This is a genomic window from Bifidobacterium pullorum DSM 20433, from assembly GCF_000771405.1.
GTDB lineage: Bacteria > Actinomycetota > Actinomycetes > Actinomycetales > Bifidobacteriaceae > Bifidobacterium > Bifidobacterium pullorum.
Genome location: NZ_JDUI01000001.1, coordinates 88,634 through 107,273, shown reverse-complemented (window position 1 = coordinate 107,273; position 18,640 = coordinate 88,634). Strand labels below are relative to the sequence as shown.

The 18,640-nt window shown below is 66.7% G+C and carries 10 protein-coding genes; 7 read left to right on the top strand and 3 right to left on the bottom strand.

All coding sequences use genetic code 11. From position 1 onward, the window contains the following. Positions 1-119: 119 nt before the first annotated feature. Both ppgK and OU11_RS00440 read left to right on the top strand, forming a co-directional pair. Entirely contained in the window at positions 120-884 is a 765-nt protein-coding gene (ppgK, locus tag OU11_RS00445; protein ID WP_033513881.1) for a polyphosphate--glucose phosphotransferase, read from the top strand. 57 nt (positions 885-941) lie between these two features. Next, positions 942-2,255 carry a pyridoxal phosphate-dependent aminotransferase gene (locus OU11_RS00440; RefSeq protein ID WP_033513880.1) on the top strand — a complete coding sequence of 438 codons (1,314 nt, stop codon included), beginning with the start codon at positions 942-944 and terminating at the stop codon, positions 2,253-2,255. A 246-nt stretch (positions 2,256-2,501) separates the two neighbouring features. Here the strand turns inward: OU11_RS00440 and OU11_RS00435 are convergent, their stop codons facing one another. The 3 genes from OU11_RS00435 to OU11_RS09305 form a co-directional block, all read right to left on the bottom strand. Next, entirely contained in the window at positions 2,502-3,305 is an 804-nt protein-coding gene (locus OU11_RS00435) for an ATP-binding cassette domain-containing protein (protein WP_033513879.1), read from the bottom strand. 213 nt (positions 3,306-3,518) lie between these two features. Further along, complete coding sequence (locus tag OU11_RS00430; RefSeq protein WP_033514023.1) at positions 3,519-5,180, bottom strand: aryl-sulfate sulfotransferase; 1,662 nt, start codon at positions 5,178-5,180, stop codon at positions 3,519-3,521. 126 nt (positions 5,181-5,306) lie between these two features. Further along, positions 5,307-7,340, bottom strand: coding sequence for a glycosyltransferase (locus OU11_RS09305; protein WP_223224073.1), 2,034 nt, complete (start codon positions 7,338-7,340; stop codon positions 5,307-5,309). A 230-nt stretch (positions 7,341-7,570) separates the two neighbouring features. Between OU11_RS09305 and OU11_RS00420 the strand changes: the two genes are divergently transcribed. From OU11_RS00420 to OU11_RS08575, 5 genes are all read left to right on the top strand, one after another. Next, positions 7,571-10,852, top strand: a complete 3,282-nt coding sequence (locus tag OU11_RS00420) for a hypothetical protein (protein ID WP_033514021.1) — start codon at positions 7,571-7,573, stop codon at positions 10,850-10,852. Positions 10,853-10,947: 95 nt separating this feature from the next. Then, a complete protein-coding gene (gene ligA / locus OU11_RS00415) occupies positions 10,948-13,701 on the top strand; it encodes an NAD-dependent DNA ligase LigA (RefSeq protein ID WP_033513878.1) in 2,754 nt (917 codons plus the stop codon). Between the two features lie 126 nt (positions 13,702-13,827). Continuing rightward, complete coding sequence (locus tag OU11_RS00410) at positions 13,828-15,516, top strand: FAD-dependent oxidoreductase (protein ID WP_033514019.1); 1,689 nt, start codon at positions 13,828-13,830, stop codon at positions 15,514-15,516. A gap of 116 nt (positions 15,517-15,632) precedes the next feature. Next, complete coding sequence (locus OU11_RS00405) at positions 15,633-16,730, top strand: Mrp/NBP35 family ATP-binding protein (protein WP_033513877.1); 1,098 nt, start codon at positions 15,633-15,635, stop codon at positions 16,728-16,730. A 228-nt stretch (positions 16,731-16,958) separates the two neighbouring features. Next, positions 16,959-18,605: an ATP-binding cassette domain-containing protein gene (locus OU11_RS08575; protein ID WP_034887720.1), complete on the top strand. Its 1,647-nt coding sequence runs from the start codon at positions 16,959-16,961 to the stop codon at positions 18,603-18,605. Positions 18,606-18,640 lie beyond the last annotated feature (35 nt).

Genomic DNA, 18,640 nt, shown 5'->3' with positions numbered 1-18,640 from the left:
AACGACAGTTCGTGCATACGTTTGCATCGCATGGTGTGTTGGCGTGCGTGTCGGTGCGGGCACGCGATAGAATGCGGGTACCGGGTTAACCACCAAACCTTCTACGAGAGAGGTCAACGATGATTGAAACAGCACAGGCGTTTGGCGTGGATATCGGCGGCTCCGGCATCAAGGCCGCGCCCGTCAATCTGGAGAAGGGCGAGTTCGCCGAACCGCGACTGAAGATTCTCACCCCCGAGGTGTCCACCCCGCAGGCCGTGGCCGCCATCGTGCGCCAGCAGCTCGACCATTTCGAAGTGCCCGAGACCGCACCGGTCGGCATCGCGTTCCCGGCCCCGATCAAGCCCGGCAAGCCGCTGGACTTCATGGCCAATCTTGACCAGTCCTGGATCGGCGTGGACGTGACCGCCGTGTTCTCCGAAGCCTGCGGCCGCCCGGTCGTGGTCGTCAACGACGCCGACGCCGCCGGTCTGGCCGAACAGCAGTACGGTGCCGCGCAGGGCCAGAACGGCCTGGTCATCGCCACCACGCTGGGCACCGGCATCGGCACGGCGCTGATTTACAACGGCGTGCTGATCCCGAACAGCGAGCTCGGCCATATCGAACTGCCGAAGGGCAAGGGCGACGCCGAGAAGTACGCCGCCTCCTCGGTGCGCGAGCGCGAGGACCTCGGCTACAAGAAGTGGGCGAAGCGCTTGACCAAGTACTACGGCCTGATGGAGAAGTACTTCAACCCGGACCTGTTCGTGGTCGGCGGCGGCGTGAGCCGTCAGAGCGATAAGTTCCTGCCGTACATCGACATCAAGACCCCGATCGTTCCCGCCAAGCTGCGCAACGAGGCCGGCATCGTCGGCGCCGCGTTCTACGCCAGCACCAAGCAGTGAGCATCGCGCGCTGAGCGCTGAAAATAACGCCGCCCCTCATCCGGGCGGCGTTACCATATGGCTGCCGGCTGTGACGTGTACAGTGGAGTCGTGCGTTTTTCGTCCCGTGTTGATATCAGTGAGCCCAATCCCATCGCCCAGGCCGAAGCCGCGGCACGATGCAGTGGCATCGTCCTCGGCAAGCTGAACGATTCGAACCCCACCCGTCATGGTCTGGCCCCGGCGCAGGTGCCGGGCGTGTATGCCGCCGACCCGCGCGGCGACCGTACGGCGCGCGAGGCACTCGCCAGGTTTCTGACCAGGCGGTCATCGGACGGTTGCAGTGAGACGGACACCCGCCATGTGGACAATGCCGGCATTCAACCGGATGTTGCGGATACAGCCGACACCACACACCGGAATGGTGTTGCCGCTCGCGGCATCCGCCCCGTCGACCCCGACCATCTGTATCTGCTCAGCTCCACGTCGCAGGCGTATTCGTGGCTCATCAAGCTGCTGTGCGACGCGGGCGACGCGGTGCTCGCCCCGAAACCCGGCTACCCGCTCATCGAATCAATCGCGCGGCTGGAATGCGTCGAGGCGATCGAATACCAGCTGTGCTACGACGGCTCCTGGTTCATCGACACGGCGGAGTTGCGTGAACTGCTGGAAGGTCCGGACGGCGAGCGCATCCGTGCGCTGATCGTGATCAACCCGAACAATCCGACCGGCTCCTACGTCAAACCGTCCGAACGCGAGGCCATCGTGACGATGTGCCGGACGCATGATGTGGCGTTGATCGCCGACGAGGTGTTCTACGACTACGCGCTGGAGCCGTTCGCCGGCAACGCGCGTCTGGCGGGGGAGCCCGGCGCGCTCACGTTCGCGCTCGACGGGTTCTCGAAGATACTGGCGGCCCCGCAAGCCAAGGTCGGCTGGATTGAGGTGTCCGGCCCCGACGAGGATGTGCGCGAGGCGATGCGCCGGCTTGACGTGATCGCCGACGACTATCTGCCGATGGGCGACATCATCGCCGAGCGGATTCCGGAGCTGTTGGAGGCCGCCCCCGTGCAGACCATGCGTGTGCGGGAACGTGTGCGAGGCAACCTGGCGATGTTGCGGCGCATGTTGGCCGATGACCCGCATGGTGTGACGTCGCTGCCGCGGCCGGAGGGCGGATGGAACGTGCTGCTGCGCGTGCCGTCCGTGATCGACGAGAACGCGCTGGTGCTGCGGATGATCGCCGACCACCGGCTGACCGGGCAGCCGGGATACTTCTTCGACATGACGTCGAACGGATACCTGGCGGTCTCGCTGCTGCCCGAGCCCGACGAGTTCGCGCGCAACATCCGCGCGGTGTTGGATACGATCGCCACGATGATTGGCGAGTAGGACGAAGGCCGTCGCCCGCGGGCATCCAACCTGCTCCGCCCACTCTGCACGCTCTGCCCGCCTCACGCCCGACGCGCCCGGCCTGTGCGGACTCTGATACTTTGTGACCGTGATCTCAATCCAAAAACGTTGGAATTGCAACGATTGAGAACTGAGATCACGGTCACGATGCATCAGAGTCCGGAGAAGCCGGGCATGTCGGGGCGGGTATGGTCGGGTATGGTCGAGTTGGGGAGGGGCGGTGCTTCACGACTGCGCCCTGGCGGCCTCGAACTTGGCTCGGATCAGGTCGTTGTAGAAGGCCACGGACTCCGCCGGCGTGCCGTCGAACACGATCCGATGGTCATCGAGCACCAGTGTGCGGTCGATCGCGTATTCGGGGCGCACGATCATCTCGGTGTCATGCGTGGCGAACACGACCTGCTTGTTGTATCCGAACAGGGCCTTGGCCACATGTGCGGTGCCGATTTCGTCCAATCCCTTGCTCGGCTCGTCGGCCACGATGGCGGCGGGGGAGAAGCTCAGCGCGGAGGCGATGGCCAGCAGATGCCGTTTCTCGGAATCCAACGCCGACGCCGGCTGACGCGAGACCTCCGCCAGACCGAAGTGGGCGAACAGGTTGCCGATGATCGCCTGCCGTTCCGACTCGGGCACCTTGTGCTTCTTCAGCGGCTCGTCGATGGCCTCGGCGATGGTGGCCGCCTTGTAGTAGCTGTTCGGGATCTCCTCGCGCCGCACCCGGCCGACGATGGCCTCGATGCGCTTCAGATTGCGTTTGACGGCCGGGTCGAGCGTCTCGTCGCCGCCTGCGATGCTCACGGTGCCGCTTGTGGCGGTCAGCGCGCCGTCGAGCAGTTTGAGCAGCGTGGTCTTGCCGGACCCGTTCAGGCCGATGACAGCCACGCGCCGTTCGGTGATGGTCAACGAGGTCGGCTCCAGGCCGACGTTGCCGTCGTCGTACGTGTATCCGGCGTCGGCCAGCGTGAACGTGAGTGCGCTCGGCGCGGGGGCGGCCGGCTTGCGGCTCATCAAAGCGTCAAACAATCCCATAGGCGACCATTGTACCGACGCAAGGTTGCGTGAATGTGGAGAGAGAGGCGGCATCCCGGATGCCCCGGCCAGCTTGGACTGGCGGTTCCTGCCTGAGGAACGGAAACATCCGGGTTCGCGGGCCGGTCTTGCGTGACCCGGAGAACCGCCGGGACACGGCCACGTCATGAATCGACCGGGGGCCGCGGGACGACCTCGTGCGACCGCGCGGGATCAGGCGAAGTAGAAGCCCTTGAAATCGTACCGGTAGACCCGGTAGATGTAGCTCGTGTTGAGCTTCATGCGGTACTGCGCCAGCAGCTCCCCGGTCGATTCGTCGTACACGCCGAACAGCCCCTGCAGTCCGGAATCGATGAGCACGCGGTCGCCGTCGAGCTCCTGTGCGGAGCTGACCAACGGCGAGTACGGCACGTCGAAGGCGTTGACCTCGGTGTAGGTGCCGGCGTTCTCGTCGACCAGATACCGGCGGTACTGCGAGTACGCGCCTTCGGTGGCGATGCTGTACTTGGTCACGATGCCGTCGATTACGGTCCAGTCGAAGTCGGGTCGCGTCTGCGCCGAACCGTAGTTGTTGTCGAACATGTACAGATAGTACTGGCCATCCGGCAGCGCCGGATCATCCACGTAGGTGATCGAATGCTGGCCGCCGGTGTCGGAGAAGTCGCCCACCTTGGTCAGGAAGTCATCCTCCTGCGGCGTGCCCGCCCATACCGAGGGTTCGCCGATCATGTAGTCCAGCGTCGGCGTGCCCTCCAGATCGTCGATCTTGATGATGGTGGAGGTCTCGCGTGCCGACAGCAGCGCCGAGCCGTCCGACAGCATCTGGATCGTGTTGAAATGGATCCAATCCCACTTGCCGGTGGCCGTGATGTCGGATTCGTCGATGCCGGCGTGGTCGGTGGACATCTTGTATTCGGGGAACATGTCGCCCATGTCGAGCAGCGGCGTCACCTCGCCGGTGTCCGTGTCCAGCTTGATGATCTGATCCTGCACGCAGCCGTCGTCGCGGTTCAGCTCGGTGGCCAGCAGCACCAGGTTCTGGTCGGCGTCGAACGCGTAGTCATGGTGCAGGATGTACCGGTCGCCCAGGTCCAGGATTCTGACGAGCCGTCCGAGCCGGTCCATCGCCGCCATCTTCTCGGTGGACACGGAGAACCACATCAGTCCGTCGTCGTCGAACAGCAGGCGGTGGCTGCGGTAGAACAGGATCGGCACCTCGCCGCGCAGCACGCCGTTGACGTCGTAATAGAACATGAAATCCTGATCGTCGCTGTCGTTGCCGAGGATCGCGTACAAGCCGTCGCCCAGTTCGGTGCCGTCGGCCGCCGTGACCGGCTGTTCCAGGCGCACCTCCTCGGTGCCGAGCAGCCCCAACCCCTTACGTTCGATGACTCGTTCGACGACATCGCCCGACTCGTCGGTGATGCTCAGCGTGATTGTGTTCGTCACGTCGGGCAACAGGCCGAGCACCAGGAATTCGTGCTCGGTCACGGGGCCGTCGGCACCCTCGTAGGCGTCCGCGGAGAAGTCGGGATACCCTTCGGCCGACACCGTATAGCTGACGCTCGCCGGCTGTTCGGTGGTGAAGTAGACGTACAGCGAGCGCGTGTTCGTGCCGTACGGGTCGTCCTTGACGTAGATGTCGTCGATGCCGTGCGGTTCCTTGTCCCGTTCGGCGGTCAGCTGTTCCTGCCGCATCTGCTGGAAATCGGCGGTGTACACGTTTTCGATCTGCGCGTTGAGGCGTTCGACACGGGTCTGGCGGATCGACGCGTCGACATCGGGTTGCGGCAGTATGCAGACCAGCACCATGACGATCGTCGCAATCGCGGCGAGGATCCAGCGCAGCGTGCGGGAATGCGGGATGGTGGACATGCGGCTCATCGGATGATTGGCCTTCCGTTCCTTCATATGACGGACGATATTGCGATTACGTGCAACCGTTATACGCTCGAAGACCGACGAATGGCTGGCGATTGTCCGATAGACGGCTGGACGTCGTCACAACAGGGCGAACCAGGAACGCACGGTGTGGTACAGGCCGGTATTGACGCCGATGAGGGCGTCGTCTCGTCCGGGGACGAAGAAGCCGAGCACGGTGACCGCGATGACGGCCAGCAGCACGGCCACAATCAGCAGACGGCACACACGCCGCGCCGGTGTCGTTCCGCCGTCGGCGTTGACGATGAAGAGGAATGCGGGCAGCGCCGCCAACGCCATCAGCCATGCGAAATCGATCATATACCGCCAGCCGAGGCCGCCCTCCCAGGCGTCGAACGCCAGCAACGCCAGGGCGAGCGCCAACGCGCAGGTCAACATCGCCCAACAGCCGCTCGGACGCAGCCGATGGCGCAGGAACGGCACGGCGAATGCCAGAACGAGCAGCGGACACAGGGCGAACAGGCCTCCGATCATCTCCTCCGCATACGCCCAGGACGGCAACGGTGTCGGCGAAAGCGTCAGGAAGGGGAAATCCGCCGTGAACCGCAACGGCAGGAACAGGTAGTAGACCATCAGCAGCAGGAAGGTATCGGGCGCGGGGGTGAACCGCGTCATGTCGGTGACGGTGAACTGGTAGCTGTTGCCGAAATCCAGCGGCGTGCCGAACCGGGCGACGTTGTACGCCAGCAACGGCAGCACGATGGCGACGGCGGGCAGCAGCACGGCCAACGGCATGCGCAACGCCTGCCGCACGCCTATCGAGCGGTTCCGGATGCGGCCGCACAGCTCCGTCAACTGCGGCCAGAACAGCGGTATGCCCAACAGCGCGACCAATGCGAACGCGGGACGGCACCCCAGATTGGCGGCGATGCACAACGCGCCGGCGGCCAGATGCCCGAGCTTCAATGGCGCGGCATCCGGGCGCGCCGGGCGTCGGCGCGGCATCGCAGCCCCCATCCACAGCCACAGGCCCAGCGTGGACAGGAGCATCGACGCGGCGCAGGGCACCGAATAGAAGTTCGTGCGGAACCACAGGTATGGCGCGTTCGACCCCACGAGCACGAACACGATCGCCATCGACGTGGCGGCCAGCGAGGAGTGCGGGGCCACACGCCGAATCAGACGGATCGTCAGCAGGCAGAGGAACACCAGCGCGCCGAACATCAGCACCAGCTCGGCCGCCCCCGACGGCAGCATGCGCCCGGTGGCCAGCTGATAGGGCAGGAACAGCAGCACGGCCGGCAGCACGCCGAAATATGAATACCAGTGTTCATCGTGGTAGGCGTAATCCCAGAACAGCGGCACGCCCTGGGACAGCAGCCGGTTGCGCGTGGCCGCATCATACGGGTTCTCTACGATCGTTAACGCCGGATCCACCGGCAGATCCACCCACACGCGTCCGTGGAGCAGCGCGTCGGCCACCCTGCCATACTGTTCGAAATCATAGGTGTAGGCACCCGGCTTGTGGAAGGCGAGCGGCGCCGGGTCCGAGACCAGCTGGCCGGCCAGCTGCGAGACCATCGGTATCAGCGTCGCCACCCCGGCCGCCGTCATGATTCCGGCGAAGATCAGACGTTGCCTGCGGTCTGCCGTATCCAGCGGAATCCGCCACAGGCGCGAACCGGGCCGCCACAGGGCCACCAGCAGCACGACGGCCCCCATCGCCGCCACACGCAACGCATCGACGCTGAACGGCACGCGCACATTGGCGCGGACCGCGGCGAACGGCACCACCGATCCCGCCGGTTCGGCGATCCACAGCCGCACCGTATCGTCCGCCTGCACCTTCAGATACAGGGAGCGCGGCGCGCCGACCGCCACCGACGTCATCCGTCCGGCCCTGCCATCGCCGTCGGCGCGCACGTACAGCGTGCGGTAGGGCGCATCGTCCGGATCCGCCGCGTCGCGAACGTCCGCGGACACCGGATCGATGCGGATATAGGAGGACGTGCCGTCGGCGGACACGTCCAGATACGCCTGGGTCGGGTCGGTGACGACCAGCATGCCGTCGTCCCGTCGTTCCAGGCCCGCCCCCATGACGTTCGCCGCCGACGCCGTGTCCGTGCTGGCCGCCAGCGTGGTCCAGAACGGCATGTTGCACGCCACGCATTCGACGCAGGCGATGATCAGGACCGCAACCAGTACGGCCCACGGCCGGCGGGGATGTCGGGAAGTGCTCACGCGATTATTCTAACGGCTTCATGTCTGAGTGAATTGGGACAATGACAACCATGTCTTCGTTCAACTCACGACCGCAGGGCTCCGGACGCCCCCGCCACGGCTTGGATGCGGTCCTCGGCGCGCTGCGCACCCTGTTCGGCTCCATGACCGAGGAGCGTACGTCCGGGGTGTCGCATGGCAACGCCTTCGAGGCGGCGGTGCGTGCCCCGGAAGACATGCTGGGGGAGTTGGCGCGGCACGCGATCAGACTGACGCCGCTCGTCAAACGTCGGCTGTTCGACGGTTTCGACGGCGTGCCGGAGACGTTGCGGCTCGGATGGGCGCAGCTGCCCAGCAGCGGTCCCAGATCGTTCTCGCTCGGCGTGTTCGTGGATCGTGGGAGGTTCTGCCAGATCGCGCTCGCCGATGCGCAGGGGCGCGTGTTCGTGGGTGACGATCCGACGATGGACACCCACGGCATGGAGACCCGGTTCATGTTCTCCCGTGAGGAGGAGGTGCCGCTGCCCGCGGCATCGGGACGGTCCCGGGGGCGGGGCAAGGCCATCCGCGGCGGCGTGGTCGGACGTGACGCGAACGGGCGGATGATGTGGCTGGCTTCGTGGCTGAAATCCGGCAACCGGTACACGCTCGAGCAGATGCGGGCGAACCTGCCGGACACCATGCGTCATGACCTGGAATACCGTGACGCGATCGCCATCGCGTTCTTCGCCGCCTATATGCTGCCGCAGATGCAGGGGCTGCTGTTGGGCTTCGGCTCGGGCAACATCTTCCGTCGGCTCAACCGCGAGGCGCCGATGGGCGCGATCCGCCGTTCGCTGCGCGACACGATGGAGGCCCGCGCCCACGGGCTGCGTGCCTCGGGTCTTGAGGACCATTTCGCCGATCTGATGCGCGAGGCCGGCGCGCTGGACCAGACGCCGGGGCTTGAGGCCGTGCATGGGGCCGAACCGCTGCATCTGTATACGTCGACCTATTCCGGCTGCTACTTCTTTGCCTGGGACGCCAATATGACCTTCGCCCCGGTGCTCAAATCCCTGAGGATCGAAGGCAATCTCAACCGGTTCGCGGCCGTCAGCGCATGGCTGGAACGTAACGCGCGCCTGGGCCTGCAACCCACGGAGGATACGGTCACCCGCGCCCAGGCCGCGCAGATCGACATGGCGTTGCTCGACGATCCCGCCCTGATCGCCCTGTACAACGCCGAAGGCGACGATATCGCCGTCGATCCGTTGCATGACGACGGCGTCACCGCGGTCGTGCGCATGGTGGACGACGCGCGCCGCCTATCCGCCGACATCTGCGAGAGGCACCCCGATCCCGCCCAGACCGCGCATGAGCCGGGGCAGGGTGCGGACCCCGCGGACGCGGACGGATCCGAATGGGTGTACCGGCAGACCATGTCGCTGCTGCTGCGCCGTCTGCGCCTGCCCTACCGGTTCGACGCGGAGATCCGGTCGAACCTGAAGGACGGCAACGTGGCCATCGCGTTCACGACGGCCGGCGCTTCGATGATGCCGGAAAGCCGGTATGACGCCGACCGCCACGGCTGGGTGGCGATCGACGGGCATCAGCGTGCGGCGATGAGCGCCGCGTACAACCTGCGTGTGGGGCTGCTGATCGCCGCGCTGAGTTTCGGCGCCGACAGCCGGGTACGGCAGGTGTCGTTGCATATCGATTCGATCGGCCTGGAGGAGGCCGTGGCCGAGCAGGACAGCGCGATCAGCGAGCTGATGAGCCAGGCGCTGCACATGTTCGAGCGCATCCGCACCTCCGAGGTCGGCCTGGGCGGGGCCAAGGGCGACCCGAAGGACGGCGACATGCACGGCGACCCCGCCCGCCGGTATATTCCGCAAGCCGATGAGCCGACGGAGCAGCCCGAACCCGCCGACGGTCCGGAGCGGGGTCCGGCATCGGATGGCGATGATGCGCAACGGCTGGACGAGTCGAGCATCGACGCGCAGTTCGAGGATCTGATGCGCGACGTGGACATCGATGCGATGATGTTCGCGTCGCCCGAGGACGTGCAGGATGCCAGTGGGGTCTCCGAATCCACCGACATCACCGCCGACGGGGACGACGACCCCTTGGAGGCGTTGCGGCGCAACCCGACCGTGCGCAATCTGGTGACGGTCACGTTCGGGCGGGAGGAATTCCTGACGCTGCTGCGCCGTGACGGGCTCAACCATCCGTTGGAGACCTACCGGCGGTTCGACGCGGTGCTGGACGTCGACGCCGACGGCGGGCTGCAGCCGGTGGACGCGCAGTTCGACCTGCGCGACAGCCGGTTCTCCCCGGTCGGCTCCCAGGAGGAGCCCGAACTGGCGGAGGTGGAGTTCTCCAAACCCGTGGGCCGTATCCTGGGTGCCCGCGACGTGACGGGACTGTCGATCCAGCGTGCCGATCTGCTGCAGCGCGGTGTGGCGGAATTCCATCGGCTCGCCGCGGACGCGTCCATGCCGACCGTGGCCAAGGCCCAGCAGGCGATGGCGTTGATCGAACGCATCGGCGACCCCGAACTGACCGAATTGGCACCGCAGGTCACCAGCGCCCTGATCGATGGCACGGACACGCCCGACTTCGAATTCCGCGTATCCTCCGATCTGGATGCCGAGCGGCTCAAGTCCCGCGATCTGCTGTTCTCCGGGCGTGCGGAGCAGGCGATCCAGACAGCCGAGGCCGCGCTCGGACAGGTGGAATCGCTGTTCGCCGCCGTGGACGGCGTGCCCCGGTATTTCAACTCGTATGCGGAACGCGTGGTCTACAACCGGCTGTTCGCCACGCCGGGGGAGCGCACGGTGCTCATCCCCGACAACGTGTTCTACACGCATATGGAACTCGCCGACATCCTCTCCCAGTTGAAGGGCGTCGAGGCGGCGCTGCCGCATCTGAACGCCATGGTCGGGTACGCGCCCGCATACCCGTTGGCGCACATGAAGCTGGCCGTGCAGCTGGCGCGCAATGAGGATTGGGACTCGGCGCGTGCCGCCTGCCTGAACGCGTTGCGGGTGGCCCTGGACCGGGACGACGCCGCATTCGCGTACTACCGGTTCGCGTACGCTGAGTGGATGCGTGACCAGTTCGACGTGGCGGCGGCGGCCTATGTGATGAGCGAACACATCGCTCCCGGCAAGATCGGTGCGTTGGAGGCGGAATTGGGCGAACTGGTCGCCCGCGCGCATTCGCAGTGCATCCGCGTGCCCGAAAGCGTGGAGGCGGCGGCCAAGGTGCTCGCCGACCACGACCTGCCGGTCTGGCCCCATACCGAGGTCGCCTCGATCGTGCGCAAGGCGGCCCGCGTCTGCGTGGACCAGGGCATGTTCGTGCCGGCCCGCACACTGTCCGTGGCAGCCGCGCGCATGAACGACTCCGGCAATGACGGCATCGACGTGGTGCAGGCCCAGTTCCTGCGGTCCCTGAGCTCCTGAAGGCCGCCGGGCCGGGGCCATCCGGTTTCGACGGGGTGGAAGGCGGCGGCCGGTAGAATCGAATGAGCATAGCAGTCTAGACGCGGGGAGCAGCGATGGGCAAGACCTCTTCCGGCCAGGAATCCGAGCAGCTGGCATGGGATTTCGACGCGATCGGTGATGCGGACCGGACGCCGGTCGAGGCGGCAACGCCGACGGGCGCGGCCATGTACGCGCCCGGGACGTCGGCGTGGATCGGCGCGCTGCAGGCCACCGACGCCGACGCGATGCGACTGTCCTCACTGGACGTCGCCATGCTGGACGCCGACGATGCGGCGAGGCTGTGGGCCAAGGTGGCCGCATGGGTGGAGACCGATCAGATCGCCTATTACATCGACGACGCGCCCGTATCCTCCGACGCCGCCTATGACGCGCGCATGCGCTGCCTGCAGGCATTGGAGGCGGCGTTCCCCTCCCTGGATTCGCCGCAGTCGCCCACGCACCGCGTCGGCGGCACATTCTCCAACGAGTTCGCCTCGGTACGCCACCCCTCGCGCATGATGAGCCTGGATGATGTGTTCTCGATCGAGGAACTGCGTGACTGGTACGACGGCGTGCGCCGTGACCTGGACTGGGCGGAGGGCCGTCCGCTGCCGATGAGCTGCGAGGTCAAGATCGACGGGCTGGCTCTGAACCTCATCTACCGTGGCGGCGTGCTCGAACAGGGGCTGACGCGCGGCGACGGCGTGACCGGCGAGGACATCACGCTCAACGTGCGCACCATCGCCTCGATACCGCAGACACTCGGCGGCGAGGCCGACGACATCCCCGATTTCGTGGAGATCCGCGGCGAGGTGTTCATGCGATGGGACGATTTCCGCACGCTGAACGCCGAGACCGAGGAGGCGGGGCGCGCCCCCTTCGCCAACCCCCGCAACGCCGCCGCCGGATCGCTGCGGCAGAAGGATCCGCGCATCACCGCCACCCGTCGCCTGAGCTTCTATGCGCACGGCATCGGCCGGCTCGACTGGGGGTCGGGTCGCGCCTCGGGCTCCCATGACGAGGTCGCCGACCAGTCGCAGGCCTACGACCTGTACCGCAAGTGGGGCGTTCCCGTCTCCCCGCACAACCGCACCGTCTCCACCTTCGACGAGGTCCTGGGGATGATCGACTACTACGGCGAACACCGCGGCGACATCGAGCACGCGCTGGACGGCATCGTCGTCAAGGTGGACGACCTGGCCCTGCAGCGAGCGCTGGGCGCCACGTCGCGCGCGCCGCGTTGGGCGGTGGCCTACAAGTACCCGCCGGAGGAGGTCAACACCGAACTGCTCGACATCACTGTGCAGGTCGGCCGCACCGGCCGCGTCACCCCGGTCGCCATCCTCAAGCCCGTGCATGTGGCCGGCTCCACGGTGGCCCGCACCACCCTGCACAACCCCTTCGAGGTCCAGCGCAAAGGCGTGCTCATCGGCGACACGGTCGTCGTGCGCAAGGCCGGCGACGTGATCCCCGAACTGGTCGGCCCAGTGCTGGAACGGCGCAAGGGACGCGAGGACAGGCTGCGCGAGTTCGTTATGCCCGAACATTGCCCCTCATGCGGGGCGAAGCTCGCCCCGGCCAAGGAGGGCGACAAGGATATCCGCTGCCCGAACGTGGAGAGCTGTCCGGCGCAGCTGACCGAACGCATCATCAACCTGGCCTCGCGCAAGGCCTTCGACATCGAGCATCTGGGCGACCAGAGCGCCGTCGCCCTGACCAACCCCGAGGAGAACCGACCCGATTCGGTGGAACAGTACGCGCCGAATCTGGGCGGCAGCCGGCACGAGATCGTGGTGGCCCCCGGCGAGGAACCGTCCGACTACGAGCCTGCACCCGGCCTGACGCTGCCGTCCGTGCAGACTCCCGTGCTGACCAGTGAGGCGGGCCTGTTCTCGTTGAATGTGGACGACCTGCGCGATGTGCGCGTCTGGCGTGAGATCCCGATCATCGAGGTGCGCGAGGTCGCCGGGCAGAACGGCAAACCCAAGAAGGTGCGCAAACGCATCGGCGGCAGCGGCCTATGGTATCAGACCGAGGCGTTCTGGACCGCGCCGGCTCCCGCCCGGAAGCTCACCGCCAAACAATTGGCCGAACGGGGGAGCGCATCGCAATCCGTGGATGGACATGCCGAGGAGCGGACGGACGCGGAGCGCCATGCCGACTACGCGGATGCGACGGCGTATCCGGGCTACGACGTGCCATCCGATGCGGTTGTCGTGCGCACGGAGACGAAGGGGACGGGTGTTCAACCGGTCATCATCAGACCGATGGAGAACACGCGCAAGATGCTCGAGGAGATCGACAAGGCCAGGCATGCGGACCTGTGGCGCGTGCTCGTGGCGTTGTCGATCCGCCGCCTGGGCCCGCCCACCGCACGGCTGATCGCCAACGCCTTCGGCTCCCTGGACGCCATCGCGAACGCGACGACGGAGGAACTCTCGCAGATCGACGGCATCGGCCCGGAGATCGCTGAATCCGTGGTGCATTGGTTCGCCGCGGCACGCGACGGGAACGACTGGCGCGGGGCGACCCTGAACGCGTGGCGCGCCGCCGGCGTCGGCGCCACCGTGGAGACCAACGATCTGCCCCAGACCCTGGCCGGCATGACCGTGGTGGTCACCGGTTCGCTCGAGGACTTCTCCCGCGATTCCGCCAAGGAGGCGATCATCGCCCGCGGCGGCAAGGCCGCCGGATCGGTCAGCAAGAAGACCACCTACGTGGTGGTCGGCGCCAACGCCGGATCCAAGGCCGCCAAGGCCGAGGAATTGGGGGTGCCGATGCTTGACGAGGACGGTTTCAAGCGGCTGCTGGAAACCGGCGAGGCGTGACCGCCGTAGGTGGCGCGCCGGATGGGTCGATTCGGTGCGGCCCGCCGCCGCGGCCGATTCTCGCCGGTTATGCTGAAGGAATACGTCGGCTCGCAGGATGAGCCCATGGTGTGCAAGGAGGTTGCCATGAAGGTCGTGATCATCGGAGGCGTGGCGGGAGGCGCTACCGCGGCGACACGTCTGCGTCGGCTGGACGAGCGGGCCGAAATCGTCATGCTCGACAAGGGCCCGCACGTCTCGTTCTCCAACTGCAGCCTGCCGTTCCGGCTGAGCGGCACCGTCGACGCCACGGACAAGCTCGTCATGATGACCCCGCAGGCGTTCGCCGCCAGGTACCATATCGACGCCCGCGTCAACAGCGAGGCCGTCGCCATCGACCGCGCCGCGCACACCGTGCACGTCAGGAACCTCAACGACGGCGCCGAGTACGACGAGTCCTACGACACACTCATCCTCTCGCCGGGCGCACGGGCCATCGTCCCGCCCATCCCCGGCATCGACCAGGCCGACGTGTTCACACTGAAAACCGTCACCGACGTCGACCGCCTGCACACGTTTCTGAACGAACGCGGCGTTAGCCGGGTCAGTGTGGTCGGCGGCGGGTTCATCGGCGTGGAGACCGCCGTCAACCTCGTCGAGGCCGGCTACCAGGTCTCGCTGGTGGAGGCCGCGCCCCAGATCCTGACGACCTTCGACCACGACATGGTCCAGATCCTGCACAAGGCCATGCTCGACCACGGCGTCAACCTCATCGTCAACGACCAGGTCTCACGGTTCGACGGCAACGACCTGACCCTGGCCTCCGGACGACGCGTCGAAGGCGAAGCCGTCGTCATGGCCGTCGGCATCCGGCCGGACACGGCGCTCGCCGCCGAGGCCGGACTGGACGTGAACGAGCGCGGGGCGATCCTGACCGACGCCTCCTACCGGACGAACGACCCCGACATCTACGCGATCGGAGACGCCATCGAGGTCGTGAACGCACTGACCCACCGCCCGATGATGCTACAGCTGGCCGGCCCCGCGCAGAAGCAGGCGCGGCAGGTCGCCGACCACATCTGCGGACGCGCCGTGCGCAACACCGGCTATATCGGATCCAACTGCATCAGGGTGTTCGAATGGAACGCGGCCGGTACCGGCCTGACCGCCGCGCAGTGCGAGCGGGAGGGCCTGCGCTACGACTACGCGTACGTCATCCCGCAGGACAAGGTCTCGTTGATGCCCGACTCGCGGCCGCTGCACGTCAAACTCATCTTCGAGGTGCCGACCGGACGCGTGCTCGGCGCGCAGGCGATCGGGCAGGGCGACGCCGCCAAACGCATCGACGTGGTGGCCACGGCCATCAAGTTCGGCGCCGTCGTGGATGACCTGCGCGATCTGGAACTGTGCTACGCGCCGCCGTTCTCCAACGCCAAGGATCCGGTCAACGTGGCCGCGCTCGTGGCCGGCAACCTGCTGGGCGGCGACTACCGGCAGACGCACGTGAGCCAGGCGCGCGAACTCGTGGAATCCGGCGCCACGATCATCGACGTGCGCGAACCCGGCGCCTTCGCCAAGGGACACCTCAAGGGGGCGGTCAACATCCCGCTCACGCAGATGCGCGCGCGGCTGGACGAGATCCCGACGGACCGGCCGGTGTATCTGAACTGCCGTTCCTCCCAGACCAGCTACAATGCGGTCCGCCTGCTGCAGGGGCACGGGTTCGCGAATGTGGTCAACCTGGGCGGCAGCATGCTTGGCATCAGCCTGTATGAATACTTCACCGACGTCACCACCGGCCGAGAGCCGATCGTGACCGCCTACTGCTTCGAGTGAGCCGATGCCGGACGCCCGCCGGACCGCCCGACACGGCGGGCGCCGCTCTGGCATGGCGTGCGATCGCACGCTAGGGTGGAAGCAAACCCAAGCAACGGCCGACGCAAGGAGGAGCCATGGAACGGATCGAAGCCGACATCTACGACCGTCTGAGCAAGGTCATCGACCCCGAACTCGGCCGGTCGGTCACCGAACTGGGCATGATTCCGGCAATCGAGGTCACGCCCGCCTCGGACGGCGCCTATGACGTGACCGTACACGTGGAGCTCACCGTCGAAGGGTGCCCGCTGGCGGAGACGATCACCCGCAGGATCAACGCGGCCGTCGCCTCCTATCCGGACGCCGACCTCATCCCGCACGTCGAGGTCTCCACGATGGACGACGACAAACTCGCGGCGCTTGTGGCCGGGCTCAAGGCGGAACGCCGGCAGAACCCATTCACCAAGCCGGGCAGCAAGACCCGCATCTTCGCCGTCGCCTCCGGCAAGGGCGGCGTTGGCAAATCGTCGGTCACAGCGAACCTGGCCGCCACGTTCGCGGCGCTCGGATACGATACGGCCGCCATCGACGCCGACATCTACGGATTCTCCCTGCCGAGTCTGTTCGGCGTGACCAGTCAGCCGACCAATCTCAACGGCATGCTGATGCCGGTGACCGCCTGGGGCGTCAAACTCATTTCGATCGGCATGTTCGCCGGCGCGGACCGGGCGATCCTGTGGCGCGGGCCCAGGCTGCAGCGTTCGCTGGAACAGTTCCTGTCCGACGTATGGTGGGGCGAACCGGACGTGCTGCTGCTCGACCTGGCGCCCGGCACCGGCGATATGGCAATCTCGGTGGCGCAGACCCTGCCGAACGCGGAACTCGTGGTCGTCACCACGCCACAGCCCAGCGCCTCCGACGTGGCGGTGCGTTCCGGACTGGTCGCGCTGCAGGTGCCGATGAAGGTGCGCGGCGTGGTCGAGAACATGAGCTGGTTCGAGCACAAGGGCGAGCGGCTGGAGATCTTCGGCAACGGCGGCGGCGAGCGCGTCTCCGACCAACTGACGCGCGCCCTGGGCTATGAGGTGCCGCTGATGGGCCAGCTGCCGCTGGTCCCGGAGATCCGCGAGACCGGCGAGTCGGGGCGTCCCGCCGTGCTCAACAGGGACGGCTCCCTGAGGACGGACGGCCTGGGCCGCATCTTCAAGTCCGTGGCCGAACGGCTGATGGACTAGCCGGAGTTGGCGGTTGCGCCGTCAACCGCTATACTGGGCGGCGGATATGCAGGACGGTCTCCCCATATGCCAAGGAGGCCTCACGGAAGGATGTTCGGGACATTGCTCAGCCGATAGGATGACTGTTGCGGATGGCGATGCGCATTGAGGCGCGCCGCCGCACCCATCCTATGCCTTCAGCAGTCGCCATTGGTCGTATCCGTTCGCGGCGCGCCTGAGAGGAACATCATGGCGCAACCCATCATGCTGACGTTATCCCATATCGGTTTCACCTATCCGGGAGCCCCCGATCCGCTGTTCGAGGACATCTCCGTCTCCTTCCCGCGGGGATGGACCGCCGTCCTCGGCGACAACGGCATCGGCAAATCGACCCTGGCCGCCATCGCGGTCGGACGTCTTGCCCCCGACTCGGGGAGTGTATCGCCGAATCCAAGAAACCTGATCATCGCCACCTGCCCGCAGTCGACCGACGACGTTCCCGACAACCTTGAGGACTTCGCCGCCGACTGGTCGCCCGAGGCCATGGCGGTCAGACAGGCGTTGGACCTCGACGACGGCTGGCTGTATCGCTATGCCACGCTCTCCGGCGGCGAGGCCAAACGCGTGCAGGTCGCCTGCGCCCTGGCCAGGCAGCCCGACGTGTTGGTGCTCGACGAACCGACCAACCACGTGGACGAGCCGACCCGCAGCGCCATCGCGAAAGCCATGGCCGGATTCCGCGGCATCGGCATCCTCATCTCGCACGACGTCGACCTGATCGACGCCACCTGCGGACGGTGCATGATGTTCGAACGCAGACACATCGGCCATCGCAACGTGACCGTGTCCAACGTCTATCAGGGCGGCTATACGCAGGCCAGCGCCCAGCGACGGGCCAACGACGAGCGTGACGCCGGCCTGCTGCGGTCCGCCCGCCGCGAGCACGAGCGACTGCGCGCCGCGCAGGCCGACCGCTTCCAGCAGGTGCAGCATGTGAACGCGGCCAGGGACAAGGGCGGCCGGCGCATCGACCCGAAGGACCATGATGCGCGTGGCGCCCTGCACTTGGCCAAGGCGACGAGTCTGGACTCCGGCGCGTCACGGGCCTATGCCCAGTTGGACGGTCGCATCGCCGCCGCCGAGCGCAGGGTCGCGTCGCTGAGCGTCGCCGCCAAGCGATACGACGGCGACATCTGGATGGATGCCGCGCCCAGCCATCGCGCGGAACTGATGCGGATCGGGCCGGGCGTCGTGAGATTCGGGGATGCGGCGATCGTCGACGATGGCGCGACGGTGGCGAATGGCCGGACACCGCGTCCGGATGGTTCATCCGATAGCGTGGGGATGTGCTCGCATCTGCACGTCGATGGCGGCGTGTGGCGCATCTCGGCGGAAGGCGACGACCATGACCGTGCCGGAGGCATCATGGGCGTGCGCATCCCGCTGCTGAGCGTCGGCCCGCGCGATCATATCGGCCTGACCGGGCCGAACGGGCTGGGCAAGTCCACAATCATCCGGGCGCTGTTGCGGGCGGCCGCCGACGTGCGGACGCTGACCATCGTCCAGAACACCACCGACGACGACGCGCGGCGTGCGGTGGCCCAGCTGGCGGGACTGCCGGCCAGGGACCGTGCACGGGTGCTCTCGTCCTACGCCCAATTGAACGCCGACCCGGACAAGCTGCTGGCGGGGGAGAGTCCCTCGCCCGGCGAGCTGCGCAAATTGCTGCTCTGCCTGGGGCTGCTGGACCGGCCGGAACTGATCGTGATGGACGAGCCGACCAACCACTTGGATCTGGAATCCAAGGAGGCGCTCGCCAGGGTGCTCGCCGAGTATCCCGGCGCGCTGGTCGTCGTCTCGCACGAGCGATGGTTCATCGAACGGGTTGCCGCATAAGACGCGGGCATACAAGAGGGCCCCGGCCAGCCAGC

Coding starts and splice junctions, on each gene's coding strand:
- ppgK (WP_033513881.1), top strand. CDS start 120: ATGATTGAAACAGCACAGGCGTTTGGCGTGGATATCGGCGGCTCCGGC.
- OU11_RS00440 (WP_033513880.1), top strand. CDS start 942: ATGGCTGCCGGCTGTGACGTGTACAGTGGAGTCGTGCGTTTTTCGTCC.
- OU11_RS00435 (WP_033513879.1), bottom strand. CDS start 3,305: ATGGGATTGTTTGACGCTTTGATGAGCCGCAAGCCGGCCGCCCCCGCG.
- OU11_RS00430 (WP_033514023.1), bottom strand. CDS start 5,180: ATGTCCACCATCCCGCATTCCCGCACGCTGCGCTGGATCCTCGCCGCG.
- OU11_RS09305 (WP_223224073.1), bottom strand. CDS start 7,340: ATGCCGTTCTGGACCACGCTGGCGGCCAGCACGGACACGGCGTCGGCG.
- OU11_RS00420 (WP_033514021.1), top strand. CDS start 7,571: ATGACCGAGGAGCGTACGTCCGGGGTGTCGCATGGCAACGCCTTCGAG.
- ligA (WP_033513878.1), top strand. CDS start 10,948: ATGGGCAAGACCTCTTCCGGCCAGGAATCCGAGCAGCTGGCATGGGAT.
- OU11_RS00410 (WP_033514019.1), top strand. CDS start 13,828: ATGAAGGTCGTGATCATCGGAGGCGTGGCGGGAGGCGCTACCGCGGCG.
- OU11_RS00405 (WP_033513877.1), top strand. CDS start 15,633: ATGGAACGGATCGAAGCCGACATCTACGACCGTCTGAGCAAGGTCATC.
- OU11_RS08575 (WP_034887720.1), top strand. CDS start 16,959: ATGGCGCAACCCATCATGCTGACGTTATCCCATATCGGTTTCACCTAT.